Annotated in this window: 25 protein-coding genes; 8 read left to right on the plus strand and 17 right to left on the minus strand. The window is 67.0% G+C overall.

The window, feature by feature from the left end; all coding sequences use genetic code 11:
• The first annotated feature begins 63 nt into the window (after positions 1–63).
• The 5 genes from QWI33_RS09180 to QWI33_RS09200 all read left to right on the plus strand — a co-directional run bounded on the left by QWI33_RS09180 (position 64) and on the right by QWI33_RS09200 (position 3,707).
• Complete coding sequence (locus tag QWI33_RS09180) at positions 64–783, plus strand: thioredoxin-like domain-containing protein (RefSeq protein ID WP_289956956.1); 720 nt, start codon at positions 64–66, stop codon at positions 781–783.
• A 152-nt stretch (positions 784–935) separates the two neighbouring features.
• Positions 936–1,781, plus strand: coding sequence for a thioredoxin-like domain-containing protein (locus QWI33_RS09185; protein ID WP_289956957.1), 846 nt, complete (start codon positions 936–938; stop codon positions 1,779–1,781).
• A gap of 90 nt (positions 1,782–1,871) precedes the next feature.
• Positions 1,872–2,492: a DUF305 domain-containing protein gene (locus QWI33_RS09190; RefSeq protein WP_289956958.1), complete on the plus strand. Its 621-nt coding sequence runs from the start codon at positions 1,872–1,874 to the stop codon at positions 2,490–2,492.
• A 10-nt stretch (positions 2,493–2,502) separates the two neighbouring features.
• A complete protein-coding gene (locus QWI33_RS09195; protein ID WP_289956959.1) occupies positions 2,503–3,261 on the plus strand; it encodes a hypothetical protein in 759 nt (252 codons plus the stop codon).
• Positions 3,262–3,362: 101 nt separating this feature from the next.
• Positions 3,363–3,707, plus strand: coding sequence for an MmcQ/YjbR family DNA-binding protein (locus QWI33_RS09200; RefSeq protein WP_289956960.1), 345 nt, complete (start codon positions 3,363–3,365; stop codon positions 3,705–3,707).
• A gap of 52 nt (positions 3,708–3,759) precedes the next feature.
• Here QWI33_RS09200 and QWI33_RS09205 read toward each other — a convergent pair whose 3' ends face one another.
• From QWI33_RS09205 to glmU, 17 genes are all read right to left on the minus strand, one after another.
• On the minus strand, positions 3,760–4,626 hold the full coding sequence (locus QWI33_RS09205) for a hypothetical protein (RefSeq protein WP_289956961.1): 867 nt from the start codon (positions 4,624–4,626) through the stop codon (positions 3,760–3,762).
• Between the two features lie 146 nt (positions 4,627–4,772).
• Positions 4,773–6,071: a sulfate adenylyltransferase subunit 1 gene (locus QWI33_RS09210; protein ID WP_289956962.1), complete on the minus strand. Its 1,299-nt coding sequence runs from the start codon at positions 6,069–6,071 to the stop codon at positions 4,773–4,775.
• Positions 6,071–6,973 carry a sulfate adenylyltransferase subunit CysD gene (gene cysD, locus QWI33_RS09215; protein ID WP_289956963.1) on the minus strand — a complete coding sequence of 301 codons (903 nt, stop codon included), beginning with the start codon at positions 6,971–6,973 and terminating at the stop codon, positions 6,071–6,073. Before cysD ends, QWI33_RS09210 begins: the two co-directional genes overlap by 1 nt.
• A gap of 75 nt (positions 6,974–7,048) precedes the next feature.
• Positions 7,049–7,873 (minus strand): 3'(2'),5'-bisphosphate nucleotidase CysQ, encoded by an 825-nt coding sequence (locus QWI33_RS09220; RefSeq protein WP_289956964.1) that lies wholly within the window; start codon positions 7,871–7,873, stop codon positions 7,049–7,051.
• A gap of 88 nt (positions 7,874–7,961) precedes the next feature.
• Positions 7,962–8,462: a hypothetical protein gene (locus QWI33_RS09225; RefSeq protein WP_289956965.1), complete on the minus strand. Its 501-nt coding sequence runs from the start codon at positions 8,460–8,462 to the stop codon at positions 7,962–7,964.
• Complete coding sequence (locus QWI33_RS09230; protein WP_289956966.1) at positions 8,456–9,226, minus strand: hypothetical protein; 771 nt, start codon at positions 9,224–9,226, stop codon at positions 8,456–8,458. The genes QWI33_RS09225 and QWI33_RS09230 overlap by 7 nt, the downstream gene beginning before the upstream one ends.
• Before the next feature lie 17 nt (positions 9,227–9,243).
• Positions 9,244–9,612 (minus strand): hypothetical protein, encoded by a 369-nt coding sequence (locus QWI33_RS09235; protein ID WP_289956967.1) that lies wholly within the window; start codon positions 9,610–9,612, stop codon positions 9,244–9,246.
• A gap of 2 nt (positions 9,613–9,614) precedes the next feature.
• Entirely contained in the window at positions 9,615–9,929 is a 315-nt protein-coding gene (locus QWI33_RS09240; RefSeq protein ID WP_289956968.1) for a hypothetical protein, read from the minus strand.
• Complete coding sequence (locus QWI33_RS09245) at positions 9,919–10,266, minus strand: hypothetical protein (protein ID WP_289956969.1); 348 nt, start codon at positions 10,264–10,266, stop codon at positions 9,919–9,921. Before QWI33_RS09245 ends, QWI33_RS09240 begins: the two co-directional genes overlap by 11 nt.
• Positions 10,267–10,526: 260 nt before the next feature.
• Positions 10,527–12,257 (minus strand): cell envelope integrity TolA family protein, encoded by a 1,731-nt coding sequence (locus QWI33_RS09250; protein WP_289956970.1) that lies wholly within the window; start codon positions 12,255–12,257, stop codon positions 10,527–10,529.
• A gap of 2 nt (positions 12,258–12,259) precedes the next feature.
• Entirely contained in the window at positions 12,260–12,967 is a 708-nt protein-coding gene (locus QWI33_RS09255; RefSeq protein WP_289956971.1) for a hypothetical protein, read from the minus strand.
• Entirely contained in the window at positions 12,964–13,287 is a 324-nt protein-coding gene (locus tag QWI33_RS09260) for a hypothetical protein (protein WP_289956972.1), read from the minus strand. Before QWI33_RS09260 ends, QWI33_RS09255 begins: the two co-directional genes overlap by 4 nt.
• A gap of 207 nt (positions 13,288–13,494) precedes the next feature.
• A complete protein-coding gene (locus QWI33_RS09265) occupies positions 13,495–14,964 on the minus strand; it encodes a sugar transferase (RefSeq protein WP_289956973.1) in 1,470 nt (489 codons plus the stop codon).
• Positions 14,965–15,153: 189 nt separating this feature from the next.
• Complete coding sequence (pth, locus tag QWI33_RS09270) at positions 15,154–15,744, minus strand: aminoacyl-tRNA hydrolase (protein WP_289956974.1); 591 nt, start codon at positions 15,742–15,744, stop codon at positions 15,154–15,156.
• Between the two features lie 14 nt (positions 15,745–15,758).
• Positions 15,759–16,367 (minus strand): 50S ribosomal protein L25/general stress protein Ctc, encoded by a 609-nt coding sequence (locus QWI33_RS09275; protein WP_289956975.1) that lies wholly within the window; start codon positions 16,365–16,367, stop codon positions 15,759–15,761.
• Positions 16,368–16,569: 202 nt separating this feature from the next.
• On the minus strand, positions 16,570–17,553 hold the full coding sequence (locus QWI33_RS09280; RefSeq protein WP_270115694.1) for a ribose-phosphate diphosphokinase: 984 nt from the start codon (positions 17,551–17,553) through the stop codon (positions 16,570–16,572).
• A gap of 102 nt (positions 17,554–17,655) precedes the next feature.
• A complete protein-coding gene (glmU, locus tag QWI33_RS09285; protein ID WP_289956976.1) occupies positions 17,656–19,095 on the minus strand; it encodes a bifunctional UDP-N-acetylglucosamine diphosphorylase/glucosamine-1-phosphate N-acetyltransferase GlmU in 1,440 nt (479 codons plus the stop codon).
• Between the two features lie 167 nt (positions 19,096–19,262).
• On the opposite strand from glmU, the gene QWI33_RS09290 reads away from it, so the two are divergent.
• The 3 genes from QWI33_RS09290 to QWI33_RS09300 are packed head-to-tail and all read left to right on the plus strand — an operon-like array spanning position 19,263 to position 22,396.
• The gene (locus QWI33_RS09290; RefSeq protein ID WP_289956977.1) at positions 19,263–20,360 is read left to right on the plus strand and encodes a sugar ABC transporter substrate-binding protein; all 1,098 of its coding nucleotides are present in this window, start codon (positions 19,263–19,265) and stop codon (positions 20,358–20,360) included.
• 3 nt (positions 20,361–20,363) lie between these two features.
• Positions 20,364–21,137, plus strand: coding sequence for an ATP-binding cassette domain-containing protein (locus QWI33_RS09295; protein WP_353895441.1), 774 nt, complete (start codon positions 20,364–20,366; stop codon positions 21,135–21,137).
• Complete coding sequence (locus QWI33_RS09300; RefSeq protein WP_289956979.1) at positions 21,134–22,396, plus strand: sugar ABC transporter permease; 1,263 nt, start codon at positions 21,134–21,136, stop codon at positions 22,394–22,396. The genes QWI33_RS09295 and QWI33_RS09300 overlap by 4 nt, the downstream gene beginning before the upstream one ends.
• Positions 22,397–22,398: the final 2 nt, after the last annotated feature.

Raw genomic sequence — 22,398 nt, forward strand, 5'->3', positions numbered from 1 at the left:
CGCCGCCCTTCGGCGCCCGCGAGTGATAAACCCCCTTGTGGGCTGCACCGGTAGGTTGCTTCTGTGCAACCTCGACGGAAGGCCTCGAACATGCGCCCGCTTCGCAACCGCTGGACCGCTCTCGCCACCGCTCTCGCGCTCAGCGCGCTCGCCGGATGCTCCGCCGAAGGCGGCGGGAGCGCCGGGGACGGCTCGTCCGCGGCCGACCCGGCGTCCGCCGCCCCGGCCGAGGTGGCGGGGGTGGAGAGCTTCTACGGCGAGTACGGCGACTACGTCACCGTGATGGCCGCGATCCAGGACGGGAAGACGACCGCCGAGGAGCTCGAGTACCCGTTCGTGGTGCAGCAGGAGCACGTGGACTCGCTGGGGACCTGGGACGGGAAGAACCCGGTGTACGACCTCACCCCGCCTGCGGGCGGGAACCACCTGTCGGTCTGGCAGACGTGCAACGGCTCGGTGTACGACGGGCCCATCGTCGACGGGAACGGGGTGCACTCGATGGAGCACGGCGCGGTGTGGCTCACCTACGACCCCGAGCTGGTCGACCAGGCCGCGGTCGACGCGCTGGCGCTGCTGATCGGCGCCCGCGACTACAGCCTGATGAGCCCGTACCCGGGTCAGGGGGTCGCGGTGTCGATGCAGTCGTGGGGGAACCGGTACCAGACCGAGGACCCGTCCGATCCGAAGATCGGCGAGTACCTCGACACGTACGTGCTGAACGAGCGGTTCAACCCGGAGCCGAACGCAACGTGCTCGGGGGGTGTGACGACCACCGCGTCGTAGGCGGGTCGCCTTATGTCGGTTTCAGGGCGCGCTCTAAGGGAGTGCCCTGGACCGACCAGGTAAGGTGGCGTACGCGAGTGGACTTCACACCGGGCCTCCCCGGCTCCGCTCCGGCTCATCCCGACCTCGACGAATAAGGCTCTCCCCGAGATATGGCATCGAAGAAGCAGACCGCCAGCAAGGGCTCCGGCAAGAGCACCGGCAAAGGCGCAGTCGTTGAAAAAGGCCCTGCCGGCAGGAAAGACGCCGGCAAGGGCGACAGCAAGGGCGGCCTGAGCAAGTCCTCGGCGCCCGCCTCCCGGAAGGGCCGCGCCGTCCAGGTCAAGCAGCCGAAGCCGTGGGGCCTGATCTTCACGTTCGCGGGCGTCGGCGTCGTCGCGCTCGGCCTGATCGGCGCCGCCGTGTACGTGGTCTGGGACCGCAGCCAGCCGCCGGAGGGCGTCACCGACTTCTACGGCGAGTACGCGAACTACTCCGAGATCACCGAGGCCCTCCAGGACGGCGACGTCAAGGAGGAGGACCTCGAGAACCCCTGGGTCGTCCAGCAGACCCACATCGACGGCGAAGACCCGATGGCGGTCCCCGAGTACTCGATCACCCCGCCCGCGGGCGGCGACCACCTCTCGCAGTGGCAGAACTGCACCGGGTCGGTCTACGACGCGCCGATCATGGACGGCAACGCCGTCCACTCCCTCGAGCACGGCGCGGTCTGGCTCACCTACGACCCGGCGCTCGTCGACGGCGACGGCATCGACCAGCTCGCGACCAAGGTCGAGAGCCGCGACTTCTCCCTCATGAGCCCGTACCCGGAGCAGGGCGTGGCGGTGTCGGTGCAGGCCTGGGGCGTGCAGTACCAGACCGACGACATCAACGACCCCAAGATCGACGAGTTCATGGACTTCTACATCCAGAACGCCGACAACGCGGCCGAGCCGGGCGCCCAGTGCGCCAACGGCCTGACCACGACCACTGCCGACCAGCAGATGCCCACCGGCTGACAGCCGCGAACCTTTCGGGGCGACGCTCGTTAGGCAAGTAGGACAACGGGCGCTCCCCGAGGGGGAGCGCCCGCCGAGAGAGGACGACGAATGAGCCGCTTGTGGCGCAGGCCCGCAGTGCTGGTCGCGATCACCGCAGTGCTCATGCTCGCCGCGGGCCTCGCGGTCGGCTGGGTGGCGGGCACGTCCGCTCCCGGCAACGACTCCGTCGAGGCCGGGTTCGCGCGCGACATGCAGACGCACCACCAGCAGGCCGTCGAGATGGCCATGTACGAGTGGCAGAACGGCTCGGACCCGGCGATGACCACGGTCGCCTACGACATCGCCACCACCCAGAGCACCGAGATCGGCATGTACCGCACGTGGCTGCGCGACTGGGGCGTCCAGCTCTCCAGCGGCGAGCCGATGGCGTGGGCCGGCGACGAGCACGCGCATGACACCGAGGAGAACGGCGGGCTCATGCCCGGCATGGCCACCGACGAGCAGATGGCCGAGTTCAGGACCCTCACCGGCGCCGAAGCCGACGTCATGTTCGCCGACCTCATGATCGCCCACCACATCGGCGGCGTCGACATGGCCAAGGCCGCGCTCGAGCGCACCGACAACGAGCTCGTCGCGACCGCGGCCCGGCGCACCGTGAGCCAGCAGCAGGCCGAGATCGAGAACCTCGAGAACCACCGCGACAACATCCTGAACGCCGTCGAAGAGTAGGGACGCCGCTGTGAGCCAGGACCAGTGGGGACCTCGATACGGCGACCCGACGCATCCGACCACGGGGGAACTCCCCCGGGTCGGCGACGGCCGCACGGACGAGCAGCGCACGATCCAGGTCGACACCGTCGCCGAAGCGCCGCCCCGCCAGGAGTCGCGCTCGCGGTACCGCTACAGCTGGGAATCCTCCGAAACGAGCGACGCCGAACCGGCCGGCGGCTTCTCCGAACCGGGCCACGGGTTCTCCGAACCCCGCTACGCCGCTTCGGAACAGCACCAGGGCTTCTCCCAGCCCCGCAGCGAGGCCGCGGCGCCCTCCGAGCCCGGCTTCACCAACTGGTCGGTCCCCCGCGTCGGCCGCGAGAGCTCGGCCTCCGGCCTCACCGGCGAGCACTCCCGCCCCAGCCTCAGCGGCTACCGCCCGGGCGACACCGCCCAGTTCGCGCGCGTCGGCGACGGCGTCCGCGGCTCCGTCGGGCCCGTCTCGGTCCAGATCGACCACGTCAGGGTCGACAACGGGGTCAACGGCGACACGCAGCTGCTCGACACCACGAACTTCAAGCGCCCGCAGGAGACCGAGATCGCGCCCGCCGAGCAGGCGCCGCAACCGGAACCCGGGACCGGCTCCATGCCCGCCATGCGCCACCAGATCGGCCCCGACTGGACGCAGACGCCCCTGCGCCTCCTCGCCGCGGCCGTCGTCGCCACCGCCGTCCTCGGCGCCTCCGCCGCCAGCCTCATCACGATCGGCAACTGGATCAACCCCTGACCGCCGACGTATCGGTGCACCGTCGTATCCCGGCGCCCTGTCGTTCATGGCTGAACTGTCGTACCCGTGCGCGAGAATCGTGGGTGACGAGAGGAGTCCGGATGCCGACCTGGGACGACGTAGTGGCCATCGCGAACCGCCTGCCCGAAGTCGAGGTGACCACGAGCTGGCAGACCCCCTCACTGAAGGTCAAGGGCAAGTTCTTCGCGCGACTGCGCACCGAGGCCGAAGGCGGCCTCGCCATCGTCTGCGACCCCGGCGAAAAGGCCGCGCTCCTCGCCTCCGCCGACCCTGCCTTCTACACCACGCCCCACTACGACGGCTACGCCATGATCCTCATCCACCTCGACCGCATCGACGAGCAGCGCCTCACCGAGATGATCGAGGACGCCTGGCTCCTCAAGGCCCCCGTGCGCGTCCGCAAAGCCTACGAAGCCGGGAAATGACGAAGGCCCGGCCGCTGGTGCGGCCGGGCCTTTCGAAGTCAGCGGTGCACGCTCAGTCGAAGATCTCCTCGACCCGGTCCACCGTCACCGCTCGGATGAACCAGCGGTCGAGCTCTTCCTCGTCCGAGACGCCCTCGATACGGGCGAGCGCCGACGCGGAGACTTCGATGCCACGGGCGTCGAGCACCTTGAGGAGTGCGCCGATCTGCCCGAGCCGTCGGCCGCGCTGCTCACCCTTGAGTTCCAGCTTCCCAGCCGGGCTCTGAAGGTAGTCCTGGTACGTCATGCTCATGTATGCCTCCAGTACGCTGTACGCCTCGTCTGAGAGCAGTTGCATCGCCCATCCAGCATACTGCTGGCGGTCCGACTCGGATAGCTCGTTGAGCCTCCGGCCGAGTTTGTGGGCGACCTGCTCGGCCTGTGGTCCCCCGCAAGCCGCTTTGAGAATAAGTATCTCTACCGCCTCTTTGGGGCTCTGGTCCGCCGCAGCTTCCAGGAGATCCTCCGGGTTGATGACATCCGGCAGCAGGGTGAACCCGGGCGGTCCGATCTCGATCGCCCGGCGCGCCCAGTCCGCCGTCGCCGCATCGGTGCAGACCGCCAGCAGCCGCACCGGGCATTTGAGACGGGCGCGGAGGATCGTCATGTACATCGGCCAGCTGTAGCGCTTCCGGTTGTCCTGGCCGCGTTGAATCTCGATGATGACCGCGAAGACGGGCACCCCCGCCTCATCGCGGAATACGGCTGCGTTGTCGCAGTTGAGTTCGAGGGGGTCGTTGTTGGTGAGCGCCTCCGATTCGGGCAATGCGCTGGCATAAGCGGGGAACGCGGCGCCGAGCGACTTGACGAGCAGTTCGGCCGCGAGTTCCGGGCGCACTTGGAACAAGCGGATGGGGACCTCATGCGAATGGGTGACCATGGCATGAAACGGTATTGGAGCTCAGCACGCGATTCGCATTTCGACACCCCGACACGAATCCGCACCAGCATGACGCCTGACACTCAGGCGGACAACGAGTTCGAGCCCGGACGCTTGCGCGTCCGGGCCCGAATCCTTTGCAGTGCCTAGACGATGATGCCGGCGCCCACGGTGCGGTTGTCGGCTTCGTCGATGATGATGAACCCGCCGGTGGCCCTGTTACGGCGGTAGTCGTCGCACAGGAGCGGCTTGGTCGTGCGCAGGGTGACGCGGCCGATCTCGTTGAGCTTCAGCTCGGTCGCGCTCTCGTCCCGGTGCAGGGTGTTGATGTCGAGCTGGTACTGCACGTCCTTGACGATCGCCCGCACGTCCGAAGTGGTGTGCTTGACGGCGTACTTGCCGCGCAGCTTCAGCGGCCGCGCCTCGTCCATCCAGCAGACCATCGCTTCGATGTCCTGCGAGACGCGCGCCTGGTTGCCGGGGCGGCAGAGCATGTCGCCGCGGGAGACGTCCAGCTCGTCCTCGAGGCGCACGGTGACGCTCAAGGGCGGGAAGGCCTCTTCGAGCGGGCCGTCGGCGGTCTCGATCGACGCGATGCGCGAGGTGAAGCCGCTGGGCAGCACCATGACCTCGTCGCCGGGCTTCATGACGCCGGAGGCGACCTGGCCCGCGTAGCCCCGGAAGTCGTGGTTGTCGCTGGAGTGCGGCCGGATCACGTGCTGGACCGGGAAGCGCACGTCCACGAGGTTGCGGTCCGACGCGATGTGGACCTTCTCCAGGTGGTGGAGCAGGCTCGGGCCGTTGAACCACGGCATGTGCTCGGAGCGGTTGACCACGTTGTCGCCCTTGAGGGCCGACACGGGGATCACGGTGAGGTCGGGGACCTCGAGCTTGGTCGCGAACGCGGAGAACTCGTTCTCGATCCGCTTGAACACGGCCTCGTCGTAGTCCACGAGGTCCATCTTGTTGACGCACAGGACCATGTGCGGCACGCGCAGCAGCGAGCACAGGAACGCATGGCGGCGGGACTGCTCCACGAGGCCCTTGCGGGCGTCGACCAGGATCAGCGCGAGGTCGGCGGTCGAGGCGCCGGTGACCATGTTCCGCGTGTACTGGATGTGGCCGGGCGTGTCCGCGATGATGAACTTGCGCTCGGGCGTGGAGAAGTACCGGTACGCGACGTCGATCGTGATGCCCTGCTCGCGTTCCGAGCGGAGCCCGTCCGTGAGCAGTGCCAGGTCGGTGTACTCGTCACCGCGACCGGCGCTGACGGCCTCGACGGCGTCCCACTGGTCGTCGAAGAGCGCCTTCGAATCGAACAGGAGGCGGCCGATGAGCGTCGACTTGCCGTCGTCCACCGAACCGGCCGTGGCGAAGCGCAGCAGCTCGTGCGTGTCCTCGCGGGAGAACGTGCTCTCCTCGCGGGGCGGCATGGTGTCCGTCATTAGAAGTAGCCTTCCCGTTTCCGGTCTTCCATCGCGGCCTCGGAGGTCTTGTCGTCACCGCGGGTCGCGCCGCGCTCGGTGATGCGGGTGACCTCGACTTCGGCGATGATCTCGTCGATCGTGGTCGCGTCAGAGCGCACGCCGGCGGTCAGGTTCGCGTCGCCGACCGTGCGGTAGCGGACCTTCTCGAAGAAGGTCTCCTCGCCCTCGCGCGGGCGGATGAACTCGTTGACGGCGTAGAGCATGCCGCCGCGGTCCACGACCTCGCGCTCGGCGGAGAAGTACACCTCGGGAAGCGGGATGTCCTCGGAGCCGATGTAGCGCCACACGTCCAGTTCTGTCCAGTTCGACAACGGGAACACGCGGATCTGCTCGCCCGGGTGGACCCGGCCGTTGTACAGGTTCCACAGCTCGGGGCGCTGGTTCTTGGGGTCCCACTGGCCGAAGTCGTCGCGGAAGGAGAACACGCGCTCCTTGGCGCGGGCCTTCTCCTCGTCGCGGCGGGCGCCGCCGAAGAGAGCGTCGAACTGGTACTTCTCGGCCGCTTCCAGGAGCACGGGGGTCTGGATGCGGTTGCGGGTGCCGTCCGGCGGCTCGGTGACCATGCCGCGGTCGATCGCGTCCTGGACCGAGGCGACGATGAGCTGGACGCCGGCCTCGGCGACGCGGCGGTCGCGGTAATCGATGACCTCAGCGAAGTTCTGGCCGGTGTCGACGTGCATGACCGGGAACGGGATCGGCGCCGGCGCGAAGGCCTTCTGCGCCAAGTGCAGCATGACGATGGAGTCCTTGCCGCCGGAGAAGAGCAGCACGGGCCGCTGACAGGTGGCCGCGACTTCACGGAAGATGAAGATCGCCTCGGCCTCCAGCGCGGCGATGTGGCTGATGCGGTAGTCGCTCACCGGCGCAATGCTCCTCTCGGCAGGCCCCGTTCGGGGGTGTTCGGTCGTCGTCGGATCCGGTCGGGGACCGGGTGGTCAGTTCGTCCCGCGGATGGCCTCGAGCGCGGGCCCGGCCAGGTCGGGGCGGCAGACCAGCAGGTCCGGCAGGTACGGGTCGGGATTGTTGTACTGCAGCGGGGCGCCGTCGATCCGCGTCGCGTGCCAGCCGGAGGCGAGGGCCACTCCTACGGGAGCGGCGGAGTCCCATTCGAACTGCCCGCCGGCGTGCACATAGGCGTCAACTGTACCGGCGACCACGGCCATGACCTTGGCACCGGCGGAGCCCATCGGCACGAGTTCAGCGCCGAGTGCGGCGGCGACCGCTTCGGCCTCGGCCGGTGGTCTGGTGCGCGACACGGCGATACGCGGCTTGCCCTCGCGGGGCGCGGGCACCGCGTAGACCTTGTCGGTGCGCAACGTCACATCCTGTGCCGGGAGCGCTACGGCGGAAGCGGTCAGGCCGAGGCCCCGCTGCCAGAGCGCGACATGCACGGCCCAGTCGTCGCGGCCTTCCTCGGAGTACTCACGCGTCCCATCCAGTGGATCGATGATCCAAACCCGGTCCGCCCCGAGCCGCTCGGTGCCGATGCGGCCCGTCTCGCCCTTGCCCTCCTCGGAGAGCACGGCGTCATTGGGCCGCTCGGCGGCGACGCGACTGAGCAGGAAGTCGTTGGCCTGCTGGTCCCCGGCGGCTTTGAGCGCCTTGGGGTCGGCGAACCCGATGACTGCCCTGAGCTTGACCAGCAGCTCCCCCGCACCGGTCGCAAGCTCGGCCGCGAACGCGACATCAGCAGCGGAAGCGGCCTCGGGCGTAGCGGTGGGAACTCCGGTCACCGAAGCGGAGTCGGGGGCGTCATGCATGCCGGCCAGTCTACGCTGCAGCCCAACTCCGCCCAAATATTGGGCCACCCAATCCCGACATCCGGAAACCCCTCGCGTTTTCGTGCCATCAGATGCCAGGCCACTGACCCGGCCTAAGCTCTGATAACGATGCCGAATCGAGATCGAGCTTGATCGCATGGTGAACAAAGTCGAATTGCGAAGAATTGACCTCAGTTCGATTGATTAGGGTTTGCTCTCGCCCATTGCGATGGAGATACTTGATCCGACCACGAGCCGCAACCAGCCTGCCTCCATCCGCGTCTCGCGGCCAGCTTCGCTCAGCCCCAAACATACGTGTCGTGATGAGCTTCTTCTCCGCAGGATCGTAACGCGCCACGGGGACAGAGAACACGTATCTTGCATACACGATCAGTACGCCCGCTGGAATCGTCAATGCGAGACATATCATCGCCGGTGGCCCAGCCAAGAACTCCGGATCGGAAATTAGCACGCCGATTGAAGCTGCAAGACCGGTCAGAACTGCGATCGCGCCAATGAGCACCGGCATCTTCCGACCCCAAACCTCCATAATTTCCTGACTTTCCGGTTCGTCAGGATTTTCTACCATTCGGCCGCCTTCAGCTCTTCAACATTCTCGCTTTCCAGCATGACGCTTTCCGAGATCGCCGAATTGACGGAGTCAATGATCTCCTCTGCAACCTCCGCCGTCTTGGAGAGCGTGAATTCAACTAGCGCGGAAATTCCAAGCATTGCGGCGATAATAAGCGCCACGATGACATTCACTCCAGGAAGGGCCGCAACAATACCCATAAGACCAGCAGCACCCGTCAGGGCCATCATCAGGATATTGTGAAATTCGCTGGCACCTACCAGCATCTTTCCTTCGTCAATCTTCTCTCTGAGGTCTTCGAGGTCTCCGATAATCGAGTCGTATGCGTCTTGAAGCTTTGTTGCGAGGGTATCCGCGAGACCTATGAAGGAAAGAGCTTGGGCCTCGGTTTTCGCTTTCACATCCTCCAGGTAGAGGTCAAGTCCTCGGTGACCTCCTCCTCCGGCGATGTAATCCTCGAACGCATCTGCATCACCCCCGATCCAACTGTTGGTTAGAAGATCGGTAAAGGCGCCATCTTTTAGACTGGCGCAGACCTCTTGGGCCCTGTGATGAATTCTGGCTGCATTATTGCGGATCTCATCGACTTCCACAAACGACAGCACCTGGAGCATATGGCTGGGCATAATGTCGCCCCCATAACCCGAGCTTTCGGCGAAATCATCAAGAAGTTGGATGGTTTCTGAAAACTCGCCACCTTCCTTGACAAGGTCCTTGAAGGGGTTGTAAAACGGCCCATACTCAGACGCGATTTCGGCCATGATGTGCTCCTTGACTCCTACTCAGGGTCGCTGGCATTGTTGAACTCAAAAGACGCTGATTCCTGGTCCTGAAGCCATCGCGCTACGAAATCCCGGAGGTCTGTGGCGATGCCTGTGAGCTCTTGGTGGATGCGGAGAGCTTCGTGGTTACGGTTGTCGTAGACCATGTGGATACTGGCCTCCACGTCGGCGCACCAGGGGGCAATCATGCTCCCAAACCATTCAGGGTTAAGGCGGAGCTGTTGGTCGAGTCCGTCTGCGGCTTGGAGACCCGACGGAGCAGTTTCGAGGAGTTGTCCGTCGTAGATCGCAACCTCAGCTGCCCGCTGCTCGATCTTGTCGGCGTAGGCAGCGACATCATCAGGTTCGATTTCGGTGGTAGCCACGGCTATTGCTCTCTTCCTGGCGCGATGGCGCTGAAGAATTCGGTGGCGCTTCCGGCAGCTTCCTGCAGCTGCTGCGCGTGGAGCTGGACTGCGCGGTTGTAAGTCTCGATCAGGATCATCTTCACCTCGTATTCCTCGAACGAGTAAGTGCGGCCACGTTCAATGCTGATCTCTGGCCTACCCATGATGTCCAGCTTGACCGAGATCATGCCATCATCGCTGGTCAACTCGGTGCTGCTGAGGACTTGGAGCTGCTCACGGTTGCGGCTCAGGCGTTCGGCAGCCCGCCTGGCTCGTTCAATGAAGTCACTGGACACCGTCGGCTCCAACAGGGGTGGTCGGGAAAGGAAGGGACTTGACAGCGATCGTGCGGGCTCTGGTTTGAAGGGCTGCCGCCGTGGCGCTGACGCTCGCCGCTACCTTGTCCCAGGCATCCTCATAGTGGTCGGTGTGCAACGGCGGCAGCATGATGTCGGACATTTCGCCGAGGAGATTCATGGTCACAGTGGTTCCAAAGGCCTGATCTCGGGCTTGGATACGATAGGCGCTCAGCTCCTGCGCGATTGAGTCGGCGTCAACTGTTCCAAGGAGGAGCCGAGTCTTGAGACTGGCGATGATTGATTCATCGTTGCCTTCGTCGAGGTGGTCGATCACGTTGGCGATGCTCCGTGTTTTGCTGATGGTCGCGAGAGGATCTAGGGTTTCCGCCGGCTTATGAGTCGAATCGGACACCTTGGATACATGCGTCCCGAATTTTGGGATCCTCTGGAGGGGAAGGGCTGAGGCCATGCCCGCCCAGCGTGCGTTTGCGACGGAGCTGGGCGGCCACGAGATCATTTGGCGGGTTTGGGAATTGTCGCGGCGGCCGGGCCTAGTGGGTCCGGCCGCCGCTGTTTACCGTTCGTCGCTTGGGGTTAGGCGAGGGGGTCGTCCTCGTCGTTGAAGCGGGCGAGACCCCAGACGTCTTCGTCTTCGGTGAGCCAGGTGCCGGTGTTGGCTTCCTCGTCTTCACCGAGGCCGCCGGCGCCGCGGCCGCCGCCCATCATGCCTCCAGCACCGGCCTTGGCGCCCGCACCGGCTCCGGCGGTCTTGCCGAAGAGCCCTTGGCCCTTGCCAACGCCGCCTGCACCGGCGCCGCGTCCCGCGCCGCCTGCTCCGGTCATGCCCGTCATACTGCCCGCGCCGCCCGCGGCCGGGCCGAAGAGTCCCGAGCCCGGGCCGAGGCCGCCGCCACCAGCGCCGCCCATACCGCCGCCGCCGGTGCCGAGGCCCGGGCCGGTCAGCGTGCCGGCGCCCGAACCGAGGCCGCCGCCCGAGGCGAGACCACCGGAGACGTCGTCATCGCTGCCGCCGTTGGACTCCCACGGGTTCAGCCCGCCAGTAGATCCGCCGGGATTGGAACCGCCGGTGAGGTTGCCGCCCGGGCCGAAGGTGCTCGTGTTGCTTGGGGAGTTCAGACCGCTAGTGCCGGAGCTGGACAGATCGGTGTTGAAGTTCCCGCCGGAGGGCGGGGAGTACGCGGCGCTGTCGAGGTCGCCCGCAGACTCGCGGAACGTGGTGTCCCTGGAGGTCTCGACGGTCGGGGCGAAGCTGGAGGCTGACGATTCGGCATCGGTCCACCGGGCAACGACGGTCTCGTTCTGCTCGGTAGCGCGGGCCTGGTAATCCTGGTCGGCCGCTTCGTAGTCCTGGGCGGCACGGTTATTGGCGTCTTCGGTGGCCAGGCGTTCGGCCTCGGCCCTGAGCGCGGACTCCTGCTCAGCAGTCAACTTCACGTCCTCGGTGGAGTCAGCGGGCTTGGCTGCTTCAGACGCCTGCAGCTGCTCGGCCTTCAAACGCGTGTAGTGGTATTCGGTCTGGTCGGTCATGTACTGGTTCAGCTCGCCGGTGTACTCGCTGTCGAACCCACCCAGTTCCATGGCCTTTTCGGTGTCTCCGTCGCCGAACATGCACCCCTCGGCGACCTCGCAGTCTCCGGGCTTGAACGGCGCACGCACATGCACCTTCGGGTTGGAGAACAGGCCGCCCTTGTCCTCGACCCAGTACTGCGGAGCGGGGTAAGGCAGCTCGCCAGAGCCCGCGCCTTGAAGAGCGTAGAGTTCGTCGGCCTTCTGGTTCAACAGGCCGACCATTCCGGTCGCATCGGTCCCGATGTCTGTCGCAATCTGCTCGCAGTTGGCGAAGACGATCTCCATCTGCTCAGCGAAAGCATCGAAGTCGTCGCCCTGCCAGCCGTTGGCGAGATCGGCGAGTTTCGACTCCAAGATCTTCGAAACGGCGGATTCGTCGTTGACCGAAAACTCCAGCTGAAACCGAGACCAGTAGTCGGCAAGCTCGCGGAGCGCGTAGTTGTTTGGGTTTTCAGGCCGGATATCGGAAACCAGGGACTGCACTTCTTCCGCGGAAGGCGCTGCGGTGCCCTGTGCGACGCACTTGAGGCTCTGGACCTGGTCGGCGACCGGGATCGCCGAGACCAACTTGACCCATGCCTCTTCGGCGGGGTTCTCCCGGTTCTCGCAGTCGCCGTTCGAGCACGGCGCGCCGTTGAGAAATGAGGTATTGGCGGAGGCCTGTGATTCCGACGTCGCCGACCAGCTGTCCATGGACTGGTAGGACTCGGTCCCGAACTGGATGTTGTCGCCCATGACTACTGGACCTCCGCAATCTTGTCGTTGACGGCCTGGTTGACCTCAGGCAAGTAGGTGTCGATGAACCACTGGTTGAGTTCGTCATCGGTGAATTGGAGCGCGGGCTCACCAGTGGCACCAAGGCCATAGTCAGCGCTGTGATAGAGGACGATCTGGAAGACCCATTGCCCGTCACGGGCAATGATCTCGACATGGGGATTGTCAGCTCCCTCAATCCAAGAGTGCATGACCCCCTCATCCCAGGGGTCGCCGATCTCGGAGCTGGTCGTGTCTTGCCCACCCGCAGCGTTTGACTCTGCAGCGCCGGCGCGGTCTGCATAGGCGGTGCTCGCCTGGTCTTCATCCTCAGCAGGGATGATGCTGACCTTGATTTCTCCATCCATGCCGAGACCTTCATAGCTGCCCAGATAGATGAGATTTCCGCATCCGATGGCGTCGGGGGACCAAGTGGTGTCGTATTCGCGGGTCGCAGGGGCACCGCCCGCTGAGGTGAGACTTCCGTAGCCCTCGATGCCCATGAACTCAGTGATGGGCTGGAGGTTGTCCAGCACCTCGCAGGCGTCCCAGGTCTTCATGGCGGCGAAGACCGGATCTTCACCGCCGTCTCCGGTGCCGTCGTTGTTGCCACCTGCGTCTTCGGAGCACGCGGCAAGGGCGAGCAGAAGCGCGGCTGCTGCGGTGGCGGTCTTGGCAACGGCGAGTCTCATGCGGTGCCCTCGGTGTCGGAGCCGGACAGGTTGATCTCGGTGATGTTGAGTTCCTCGGCGTCGGTGTGCAGGCCAAGGGATTCGTTGATCGTCACGATCGCGCCGTACAGGTCGGCGCGGAGCTTCTGCAGGTTGTTCCAGGTCTCCTCGTGCGCACCCGCGTACTGCGTGCGGGCGTCGGCCGACGAGTCGAGCAGGCCGAAACCCGGCTCGTAGCCCAATTCGTTGCCGGGCATCAACTTCTGAGTCATCTCGGTGACGAAGTTGAGACGGGCGACCAGCTCATCTCGGAACGCTTCGAGGTATTCAGGATCGAGCACGCGCTGAGCCACGGCGGGGACCTCCGGGGTGTATCGGGCGAAACATCTGCAAAACCGTCTTGATTTTAACGGTTCGCTGCAACTCCGTGTGATCGCGGTGTTCGGCGGGCGAGATGGAGCCGGGCTGAGGCGTTGCGCGGGTTGGGGAGTGGACAACGGAGCGCCTCGCCTGGTCATCGACCGGGCGAGGCGCTGACTAGCCCCGTTTCAGTATGCGCCTTGCGGGCGCAGGATGGCGGTCACGGTGCGCAGCAGGATGACGAAGTCGAGCGAGAGGTTCCAGTGCTCGACGTAGCGGAGGTCGAGGCGCACCGCCTCTTCCCAAGGGAGGTCGGAGCGGCCGGATACCTGCCAGAGGCCGGTCATGCCGGGCTTGACGGCGAGGCGCCGGCGCATGTCGCTCTCATACGCGGCGACCTCGATCGCAAGGGGCGGGCGGGGCCCGACGAGGCTCATGTCGCCGCGGAGGACGTTGACGAGTTGGGGGAACTCGTCGATGGAGAAGCGGCGCAGGTACTTGCCGACGGCGGTGATGCGGGGGTCGTCCTTCATCTTGAAGAGGACGCCGTCGCCTTCGTTGAGGTGCGCGATGTCCGCGAGGCGCCGTTCGGCGTCCAGGTGCATGGTGCGGAACTTCCAGATGGTGAACGGCTGGCCGTCCTTGCCGATGCGCTCCTGCTTGAACAGGGCCGGGCCGGGCGAGGTGCAGCGGATGAGGAATGCGGCGCTGAGGAGGAGCGGCGAGAGCGCGAGCAGCAGCATGGCGGCGCCGATGCGGTCCACGGCGTCCTTGGCGAGGCGGCGGACCCCGGTGAGGCGGGCGTGGTCCAGGTGGAGCATGGGCAGGCCGTCGACGGGGCGGACGGTGGTGCGGTCGCCGGCGACGTCGACGAGGGCGGAGGCGACGATGAGGTCGACTTCGCTGCGTTCGAGCTTCCAGGCGAGGCGACGCAGGGCCTGGCCGTCGATTTCGGGGCAGCCCAGGACGATGACGGTGTCGGCGCGTTCGGCGGCGACGGCTTCGGCGATGCGGTCGAAGCTGCCGCGGACGCGGGTGTCGAAGTCCAGCAGCGCACCTCGGGGCTTCTCGGTGGGCAGGCACGCGGCCACGACCTTGAGGCCGTGGTAGTGCTCGCGGCGGAGCTGGACGATGAGGGCGGCGACGGAGGACTCGTGGCCGACCAGGACGACGCGCTTCATGCAGCGTCCGTCGCGGCGCATGTGGTGGAGCCATTTGCGCCAGCCGAAGCGGGCGATGATGGAACCGGCTGCGGCGGTGGGGATCGCGATGAGGACGAAGACGCGGGAGGTCGGCAGCTCGAGCCCGTAGGAGACGATGGCGACGGCGGCGGTGAGGGCCACGGCGGCGTGCACGATCCGCTGGTACTCCTCGGTGCCGACGAACAGGTACCGCTTCTCGAAGGCGCGGGAGAGGCCGAGGACCGCGATCCATACCGCGGGCATGGCGATCAGGGCGAGGGCGTAGATGCGGGTGCCGTCGTTGAGGTGGCCGAAGCGGGCGTAAAAGGCCAGGGCCGCGCCGATGACGCCGGCGGCTATGTCGGAGCCGATGATGCCCGCGAAGTACTTGCGCTGCCAGGCAGGCGGTCCTCCGTAGGGCCGGGTCGCCTGGGGTCCTATGGAATAGACGCGTCCCTTTGCGGGGAGGTCATGCACGCCTTCGAAAGCCGTCGAGTCCGCAACCACTGTCATGACCGGTTAACGACCGAGGAGACGTTGAGTGACGGGATTATCACCCTGCGGAGTACATGAGATTTAGTCCACTTTGGATGGACGAGACCGCAACGGAAACGGGGCTGAATCGTTGGTGCGACTACGCGTCCGTGCGTTGCTGGACTTCAGGTCCTACGTCGGCGGTGCGTTGAACGCGTTCTGCGCCAGCACGAAGCCCTTTTCGATGATCGCCTCGACCGCATCGGCTGCGAGCTCGATGTTCAGGTCCACTTCGGGGCGTTCGGCCTTCGCGAAGTCCTTGAGGACGTAGTCGGCCGCGTCCTGGCGCCCGGGCGGGCGGCCGATGCCGAACCGCACGCGGGCGTAGTCCTTGGTGCCCAGCACCTTCGTGAGGGAGCGCAGGCCGTTGTGGCCGCCTTCGCCGCCGCCGCGCTTGAGGCGCAGCTCGCCGAAGGGGACGTCGAGCTCGTCGTGGACGGCGATCACGGACTCGGGCGGGATCCCGTAGTACTGGGCGATCGGCCCGGCGGCCTCGCCCGAGAGGTTCATGTACGTCTGGGGCTTGACGAGTATGACGCGAGGCCCGCCTACCCCCAGGCGGGCCTCGCAGACTTCGGCGCGGTACTTGCGGACCGCGGCGAAACGGCCGCCGGCGCGCCGGGCGAGCGCGTCGACGACCATGAAACCGACATTGTGGCGGTTCGCGGCGTACTTCGGCCCGGGGTTGCCCAGGCCGACCACGAGCGTCGGGGTGTCGGTCATGCAGATCTCGGTGTTTACTCGGCGGCGGCGGCCGGAGCGGCTTCGCCCTCGGCGGCCTCGTCCTCGTCGGCGGCTTCGCCGCGCGGCTCGCTCACGGAGGCGAGCACCAGGTCGCCGTCGGAGAGGATGACGATGCCCTCGGGGACCTCGACCTCGCGCACGTAGCGCTGCGAGCCGATGGCCAGGCCTTCGATGGAGACCTCGATCGACTCGGGGATGTGGGTCGCCTCGGCCTCGACGGTCAGGGTGTTGAGGTCGTGCACGACCAGGCCGCCCTTCTCCGCCTCGCCGACGAAGTGGACCGGGATGTCGGTGGTGATGGTCTCGCCGCGGCGGACGATCAGGAGGTCGGCGTGGACGATGTCGTCACGCAGCGGGTCGCGCTGGATGTCCTTGGGGATCACCAGCTCGCGGGTACCGTCAGTGACCTCGATGGCGATGAGCTGGTTGGCGCCGCCCTTGCGGATGGCGGCGGCGAGCTCAAGCGAGGGAAGGGAAATGTGGAGCGGCTTCTCGCCGTGGCCGTAGACCACCGCGGGAACCTTTCCAGCCCGGCGCGTACGGCGGGCACCGCCCTTCCCGAAGTCAGTGCGAGGCTCGGCGCTGATACGAACTTCGGACACGGAAATACTCCCCTGTTTTTTAGCAACATTTCATGCGGCGCTCGACGCTCACGTCGGCATTCAGAAGGGCACACGAGCCCTGAAAAAGACCTACGCCTTTGCGTCGATTACGGCGCCCTCTGGAGGACACCCTCGCCGTCGGCAACCCCACCAGAGTACTACGCGCATCAGATCAGGCTTGACACGGGCGTCGATGTGTGACTTACGAGAGACCGCCGAAGAGGGTGGTGACGGAGCCGTCGTTGAAGACCTCCCAGATGGCCTTCGCGACGAGCGGCGCGATGGAGAGGGTGGTGATCTTCTCCAGGTCCTGGGCTTCCTTGGGGAGCGGGAGGGTATTGGTGACGATGACTTCGCTGACCGGGGCCTTGGCGAGGCGCTCGACGGCGGGGCCGGACATGATCGCGTGCGTGGAGGCGATGACGATGTCCTCGACGCCGGACTCCTTGAGCATCTCGGCCGCGGAGCAGATGGTGCCGGCGGTGTCGATCATGTCGTCGATGAGGAGGCAGGTGCGGCCTTCGACGTCGCCGACGACCTTGTGCGCGACGACCTGGTTGGGCTTGAGCGGGTCGCGGGTCTTGTGCACGAACGCGATCGGGCAGCCGCCGAGGCGGTCGGACCAGCGCTCGGCGAGGCGCACGCGGCCGGTGTCGGGCGAGACGACGGCCATCTGGCGGTCGGCGTACTTCTCCTCGACGTAGCGCGCGAGCGTGCCCATGGCGAAGAGGTGGTCGACGGGGCCGTCGAAGAAGCCCTGGATCTGGGCGGTGTGGAGGTCCACGGTGAGGATGCGGTCGGCGCCGGCGGTCTTGAGCAGGTCGGCCATGAGGCGCGCGGAGATGGGCTCGCGGCCGCGGTGCTTCTTGTCCTGGCGCGCGTACGGGTAGAACGGCAGCACGACGGTGATCCGCTTGGCCGAACCGCGCTTGAGCGCGTCGATCATGATGAGGGTCTCCATGACCCACTCGTTGATCGGCGCGGGCATGGACTGCACGACGAAGGCGTCGCAGCCGCGGACGGACTCCTGGTAGCGCACGAAGAGCTCGCCGTTGGCGAAGGAGTAGGCGCTCATCGGGGTCGGCGCGACCCCGAGGTGCTTGCCGATCTCCTCAGCCAGCTCCGGGTAGGCACGCCCGGAGAACAACATGAGCATCTTGGAGTTGACAGCGGACATGCTCGCCATGACGTGGGCTCCCCCAGTAGGTCGTCTCACCTGAACCTCGACGGTTCCAGTGTCCCCTGCCCGACGCTGGAGCGCGAGGGGACCGGGGGGTTTAGTGTCCCGTCACGCTTCCGACACTCCCGCCTCACCCTTCGCACGGCGCGCTGCTTTGTCGGAGACGGTGCCGGGGCGCTTCTTGGCGACCCAGTCGGGGAGCACGGCCTGGCGGGCGCGGGCGACGCCGAGGTCGCCGGGGGCGACGTCCTTGACGATGGTGGAGCCGGCGGCGATGTACGCGCCGTCGCCGACGCTGACGGGGGCGACGAGCACCGAGTCGCAGCCGATGAACGCGCCTTCGCCGATCTCGGTGTGGTGCTTCCGCGCGCCGTCGTAGTTGGCGACGATGACGCCGCAGCCGATGTTGGCGTCGGCGCCGATGGTGGCGTCGCCGAGGTAGGCGAGGTGCGCGGCCTTGGCGCCGGGGCCGATCTCGGCGTTCTTGGTCTCCACGAACGCGCCGATCTTGGAGTTCTCGGCGAGCTTGGAGGCCTGGCGCAGGTGGGCGAACGGGCCGACGTGGGCGCCTTCGCCGATGTGGGACTGGTCGGCGTGGCTGCGCACGACGACGGCACCGGAGCCGACGATCGTGTCGGTGAGCGTCGTGTCGGGGCCGATCTCGGCGCCGGAGTCGACGGCCGTGGCGCCCTTGAGCTGCACGCCCGGGTGGATGAGCACGTCGGGGGCGACCTTGGCGGTGGCGTCGATCCAGGTGGTCTCGGGGTCTTCGAGGGTGACGCCGGACTTCATCAGGTCGTTGTTGATGCGGCGCTGCATGATGCGGCGCAACCCGGCGAGCTGGGCCCGGTCGTTGCAGGCGAGGACCTCGGTCGGGTCGTCGACGACGACGGCGCCGATGGCGTGCCCGGCTTCGCGGGCGAGTTCGAGCACGTCGGTGAGGTAGAGCTCGCCCTGGTCGTTCGCGGAGGTGAGCTTGGCGAGCTGCTCGCGCAGGACCTGCACGTCGAAGGCGTAGGTGCCGGAGTTGATCTCGCGGATGGCGAGTTCGTCGAGGTCGGCGTCGCGGTGCTCGACGTTGCGGAGCACGTTGCCCTCGCCGTCGCGCACGATGCGGCCGAACCCGGTGGGGTCGTCCACTTCGGCGGTGAGGACGGTGACGGCGTGGCGGGCCTTCTCGTGGACCTCGACCAGTTCGGTCAGGGTGCTGCGGCGCATGAGGGGGGCGTCGCCGCAGAGGACGACGACGGTGCCCTCGAGGTCGGGGTAGGCGTCGAGCGCGGTGCGCACGGCGTGGCCGGTGCCGAGCTGCTCGGTCTGCATGACGGTCTCGGCGTCGGAGGCGGCCTTGTCGAGGAACGCCGTCACCTGGTCGGCTGCCGCGCCGACGACGACGATGCGGTTGTCGGGCTGGAAGGACTTGGTGCTGCGGAGGACGTGCCCCAGCAGGGTCCGGCCCAGGAGTTCATGGAGGACCTTGGGTTTCGCCGACTTCATACGGGTGCCCAGGCCAGCGGCCAGGATGATCGCCGAACGCTCACTGCTCATGATGGGCCATGGTAGTCGGTGGCCCAGTGGTGAACGGCCCTACCCGGGGGCCTGCGTCGTCACCGAATCGTTACGAATGGAAGACGTTCTCCACCCCGCCGACACTTGTGCGAGCTGCGTCACTCATCATATGTTGCAGACAACAACAAACCTCGGAGGTACCTCTCATGCACCTTCTCAGCAGCTCCCGACCCCGAATCGCATTGGCCGCCACCGCAGGCGCGGTCCTCGCCCTCACCCTCACCGCCTGCGGACAAGACGGCGGCGGCGGCGCCGAGGAGACCCCGCTCATCGGCGTGATCCTCCCCGACTCCGCCTCCTCGGACCGGTGGGAGACCGCCGACCGCAAGTACCTCGAAGCGGCCTTCAAGGCGGCCGGCGTCGACTACGACATCCAGAACGCCCAAGGCAGCCGCGAGGACTTCCAGACCATCGCGGACCAGATGATCACCAAGGGCGCCGACGTCCTGGTGACTGTGAACCTCGACTCCGGCACCGGCAAGACCGTCATCGAGAAGGCGAAGTCGCAGGGTGTGGCCACCATCGACTACGACCGGCTCACCGAGGACGGCGGCGCCGACTACTACGTGAGCTTCGACAACGAGCAGGTCGGCGTGCTCCAGGGCGAAGGCCTCGTCTCCTGCCTCGAAGGCGCCGCCGCCCCGCTCGTGGCCGAACTCAACGGCTCCCCCACCGACAACAACGCCACCCTCTTCAAGAACGGCTACGACTCGATCCTCGACCCGCTGTACGCCGACGGCACCTTCGTCAAGGGCCCCGACGAATCGGTGCCCGACTGGGACAACGCCCAGGCCGGCACGCTCTTCGAGCAGATGCTCACCGACACCGGGACCGAGATCGACGGCGTCCTCGCCGCCAACGACGGCCTCGCCCACGCGGTGATCACCGTCCTCCAGCGCAACAACCTCAACGGCACCGTGCCCGTCACCGGCCAGGACGCCACCATCCAGGGCCTCCAGAACATCCTCGCCGGCGACCAGTGCATGACCGTCTACAAGGCGATCGAGGAGGAGGCCAACGCCGCCGCCGAACTCGCTGTGGCCCTTGCCAACGGCGAGAAGCCCGAGACCGACGCCACCGTCGCCGACCCGATCTCCGGGGCCGAGGTGCCCTCCGTGCTGCTCGACCCGGTCGCCATCACCATCGAGAACATCCAGCTCGTCGTCGACGACGGCTTCGCCGACCCGGCCGAGCTGTGCGCCGGCGACTACGCCGCGCTCTGCACCGAGCACGGGATCGGATAGGGGCTGCGCGTGCTGCTCGAACTCACCGGGCTCTCGAAGCGCTTCGGACCGGTTGAAGTCCTCTCCGACGTCGATCTCACGATCGACGCCGGAGAGGTCTGCGCCCTGGTCGGCGACAACGGCGCCGGAAAGTCCACACTCGTCAAATGCGTGGCCGGCATCCACGGCATCGACGGCGGCGCCATAGCCGTCGACGGCGAGGCCCGCACCATCTCCGGGCCGCGCGACGCCGCGGCCCTCGGCATCGAGGTCGTCTACCAGGACCTCGCGCTGTGCGACAACCTCGACGTGGTCGAGAACCTGTTCCTCGGCCGCGAGAAGGTCCACGGCCTCATCCTCGACGAGGACTCCATGGAGCAGCTCGCCGCCGAGACCCTCTCCTCACTCGCGGTGCGCACCATCAGGAACCTCCGCCAGCCCGTCGCCAGCCTCTCGGGCGGGCAGCGCCAGACCGTGGCCATCGCCAAAGCGGTGCTGTGGAACTCGCGGCTGGTGATCCTCGACGAGCCGACCGCGGCCCTCGGGGTCGCCCAGACCCGGCAGGTGCTCGAACTCATCCGGCGCCTCGCCGACCAGGGCCTGGCCGTCCTCTACATCTCCCACAACCTCAACGACGTCTTCGCCGTGGCCGACCGGATCGCCGCGCTCTACCTGGGGCGCATGGCGGCCGTGCTCGACGCCGCCGACGCGACCCAGTCGCAGGTGGTCGAACTCATCACCAGCGGCCGGTCCGGGTCCCTCGGGCTCGGCGCGGACACGAACGGAGCCCGGACGTGAGCACGCAAGTCGAAACCCGGCCAGAGGCCGGGACGGAGCCGGGCGCGGTGCGCGCGGTCGCCGACCACCTGCGCGGCTACTGGGCCGAGGTCAGGTCGGGCGAGGTCGGCGCGCTGCCGGCCGTCGCCGGGATCATCGCGCTGTGCGTGTTCTTCGGGATCTCGCAGCCGGTGTTCCTCTCCGTGGGGAACCTCGCCAACCTCTTCGGGCAGGGCGCGGCCGTCGCGTGCATCGCCATGGGGCTGGTGTTCGTGCTGGTCATCGGCGAGATCGACCTGTCGGCCGGGTTCGCTTCGGGCGTGTGCGCGGCGGTGATGGCGGTGATCCTCACGGACTGGGGGATGCCGTGGCCGCTCGCGATCGGCGCGGCCATCGCCACCGGCGTGGTGATCGGGCTGCTGCTCGGCACACTGGTGGTGAAGCTCGGCATCCCGTCGTTCGTGGTGACGCTCGCGGCGTTCCTGGCCTTCCAGGGGATCGTGCTCATGATCCTCGAAGAGGGCAGCAACATCACGATCCACAACGAGACGGTGAAGGCCGTCGCGGGCGGGAACCTGGAGCGCTGGCAGGGCTGGACGCTGCTGGTGCTGACGATCGCCGCTTACGCCGCGCTGCAGCTGAACCGGTGGCGGCGGCGGGTGGCGCGGTCGCTCGTGCACGAACCGCTCGCGGTGGTGGCGGCGCGGATCCTCGCGCTCGGGGCCCTGCTGACGGCGACCGTGTTCCTGCTGAACCTGGAGCGCTCGGCAAACCCGCAGATCATCTCGCTCACCGGCGTGCCCGTCGTGGTCGCGCTCCTCGGGGCGTTCTTCGCGATCTGGACGTTCGTGCTGCACCGCACCAGGTTCGGGCGCCACCTGTATGCGGTCGGCGGCAACGCCGAGGCCGCGGTGCGCGCGGGCGTGAACGTCGACCGGGTGCGCATCGCGGCGTTCGTGATCTGCTCGGGCATGGCGGCGATCGGCGGCATCGTCGCGGCATCGCGCGCGGCCTCGGTGGACCCGAACACGGGAGGGTCCAATGTGCTGCTGCTTTCTGTCGGGGCGGCCGTCATCGGCGGTGCTAGCCTCTTCGGTGGCAAGGGCACGGTGCGGGCGGCCCTGCTGGGAGGAGCGGTCGTGGCGATCATCAACAACGGGATGGGCCTCATGGGGCTGAGCGCCGGGGTGCGGTTCGGCGTGACCGGCGCGGTGCTGCTGCTCGCGGCGGGCGTGGACGCCATGTCCCGGGGCCGGGGCAAGCTCTTCGGCAGGCACTGACC

The organism is Glycomyces tritici, from assembly GCF_030403505.1.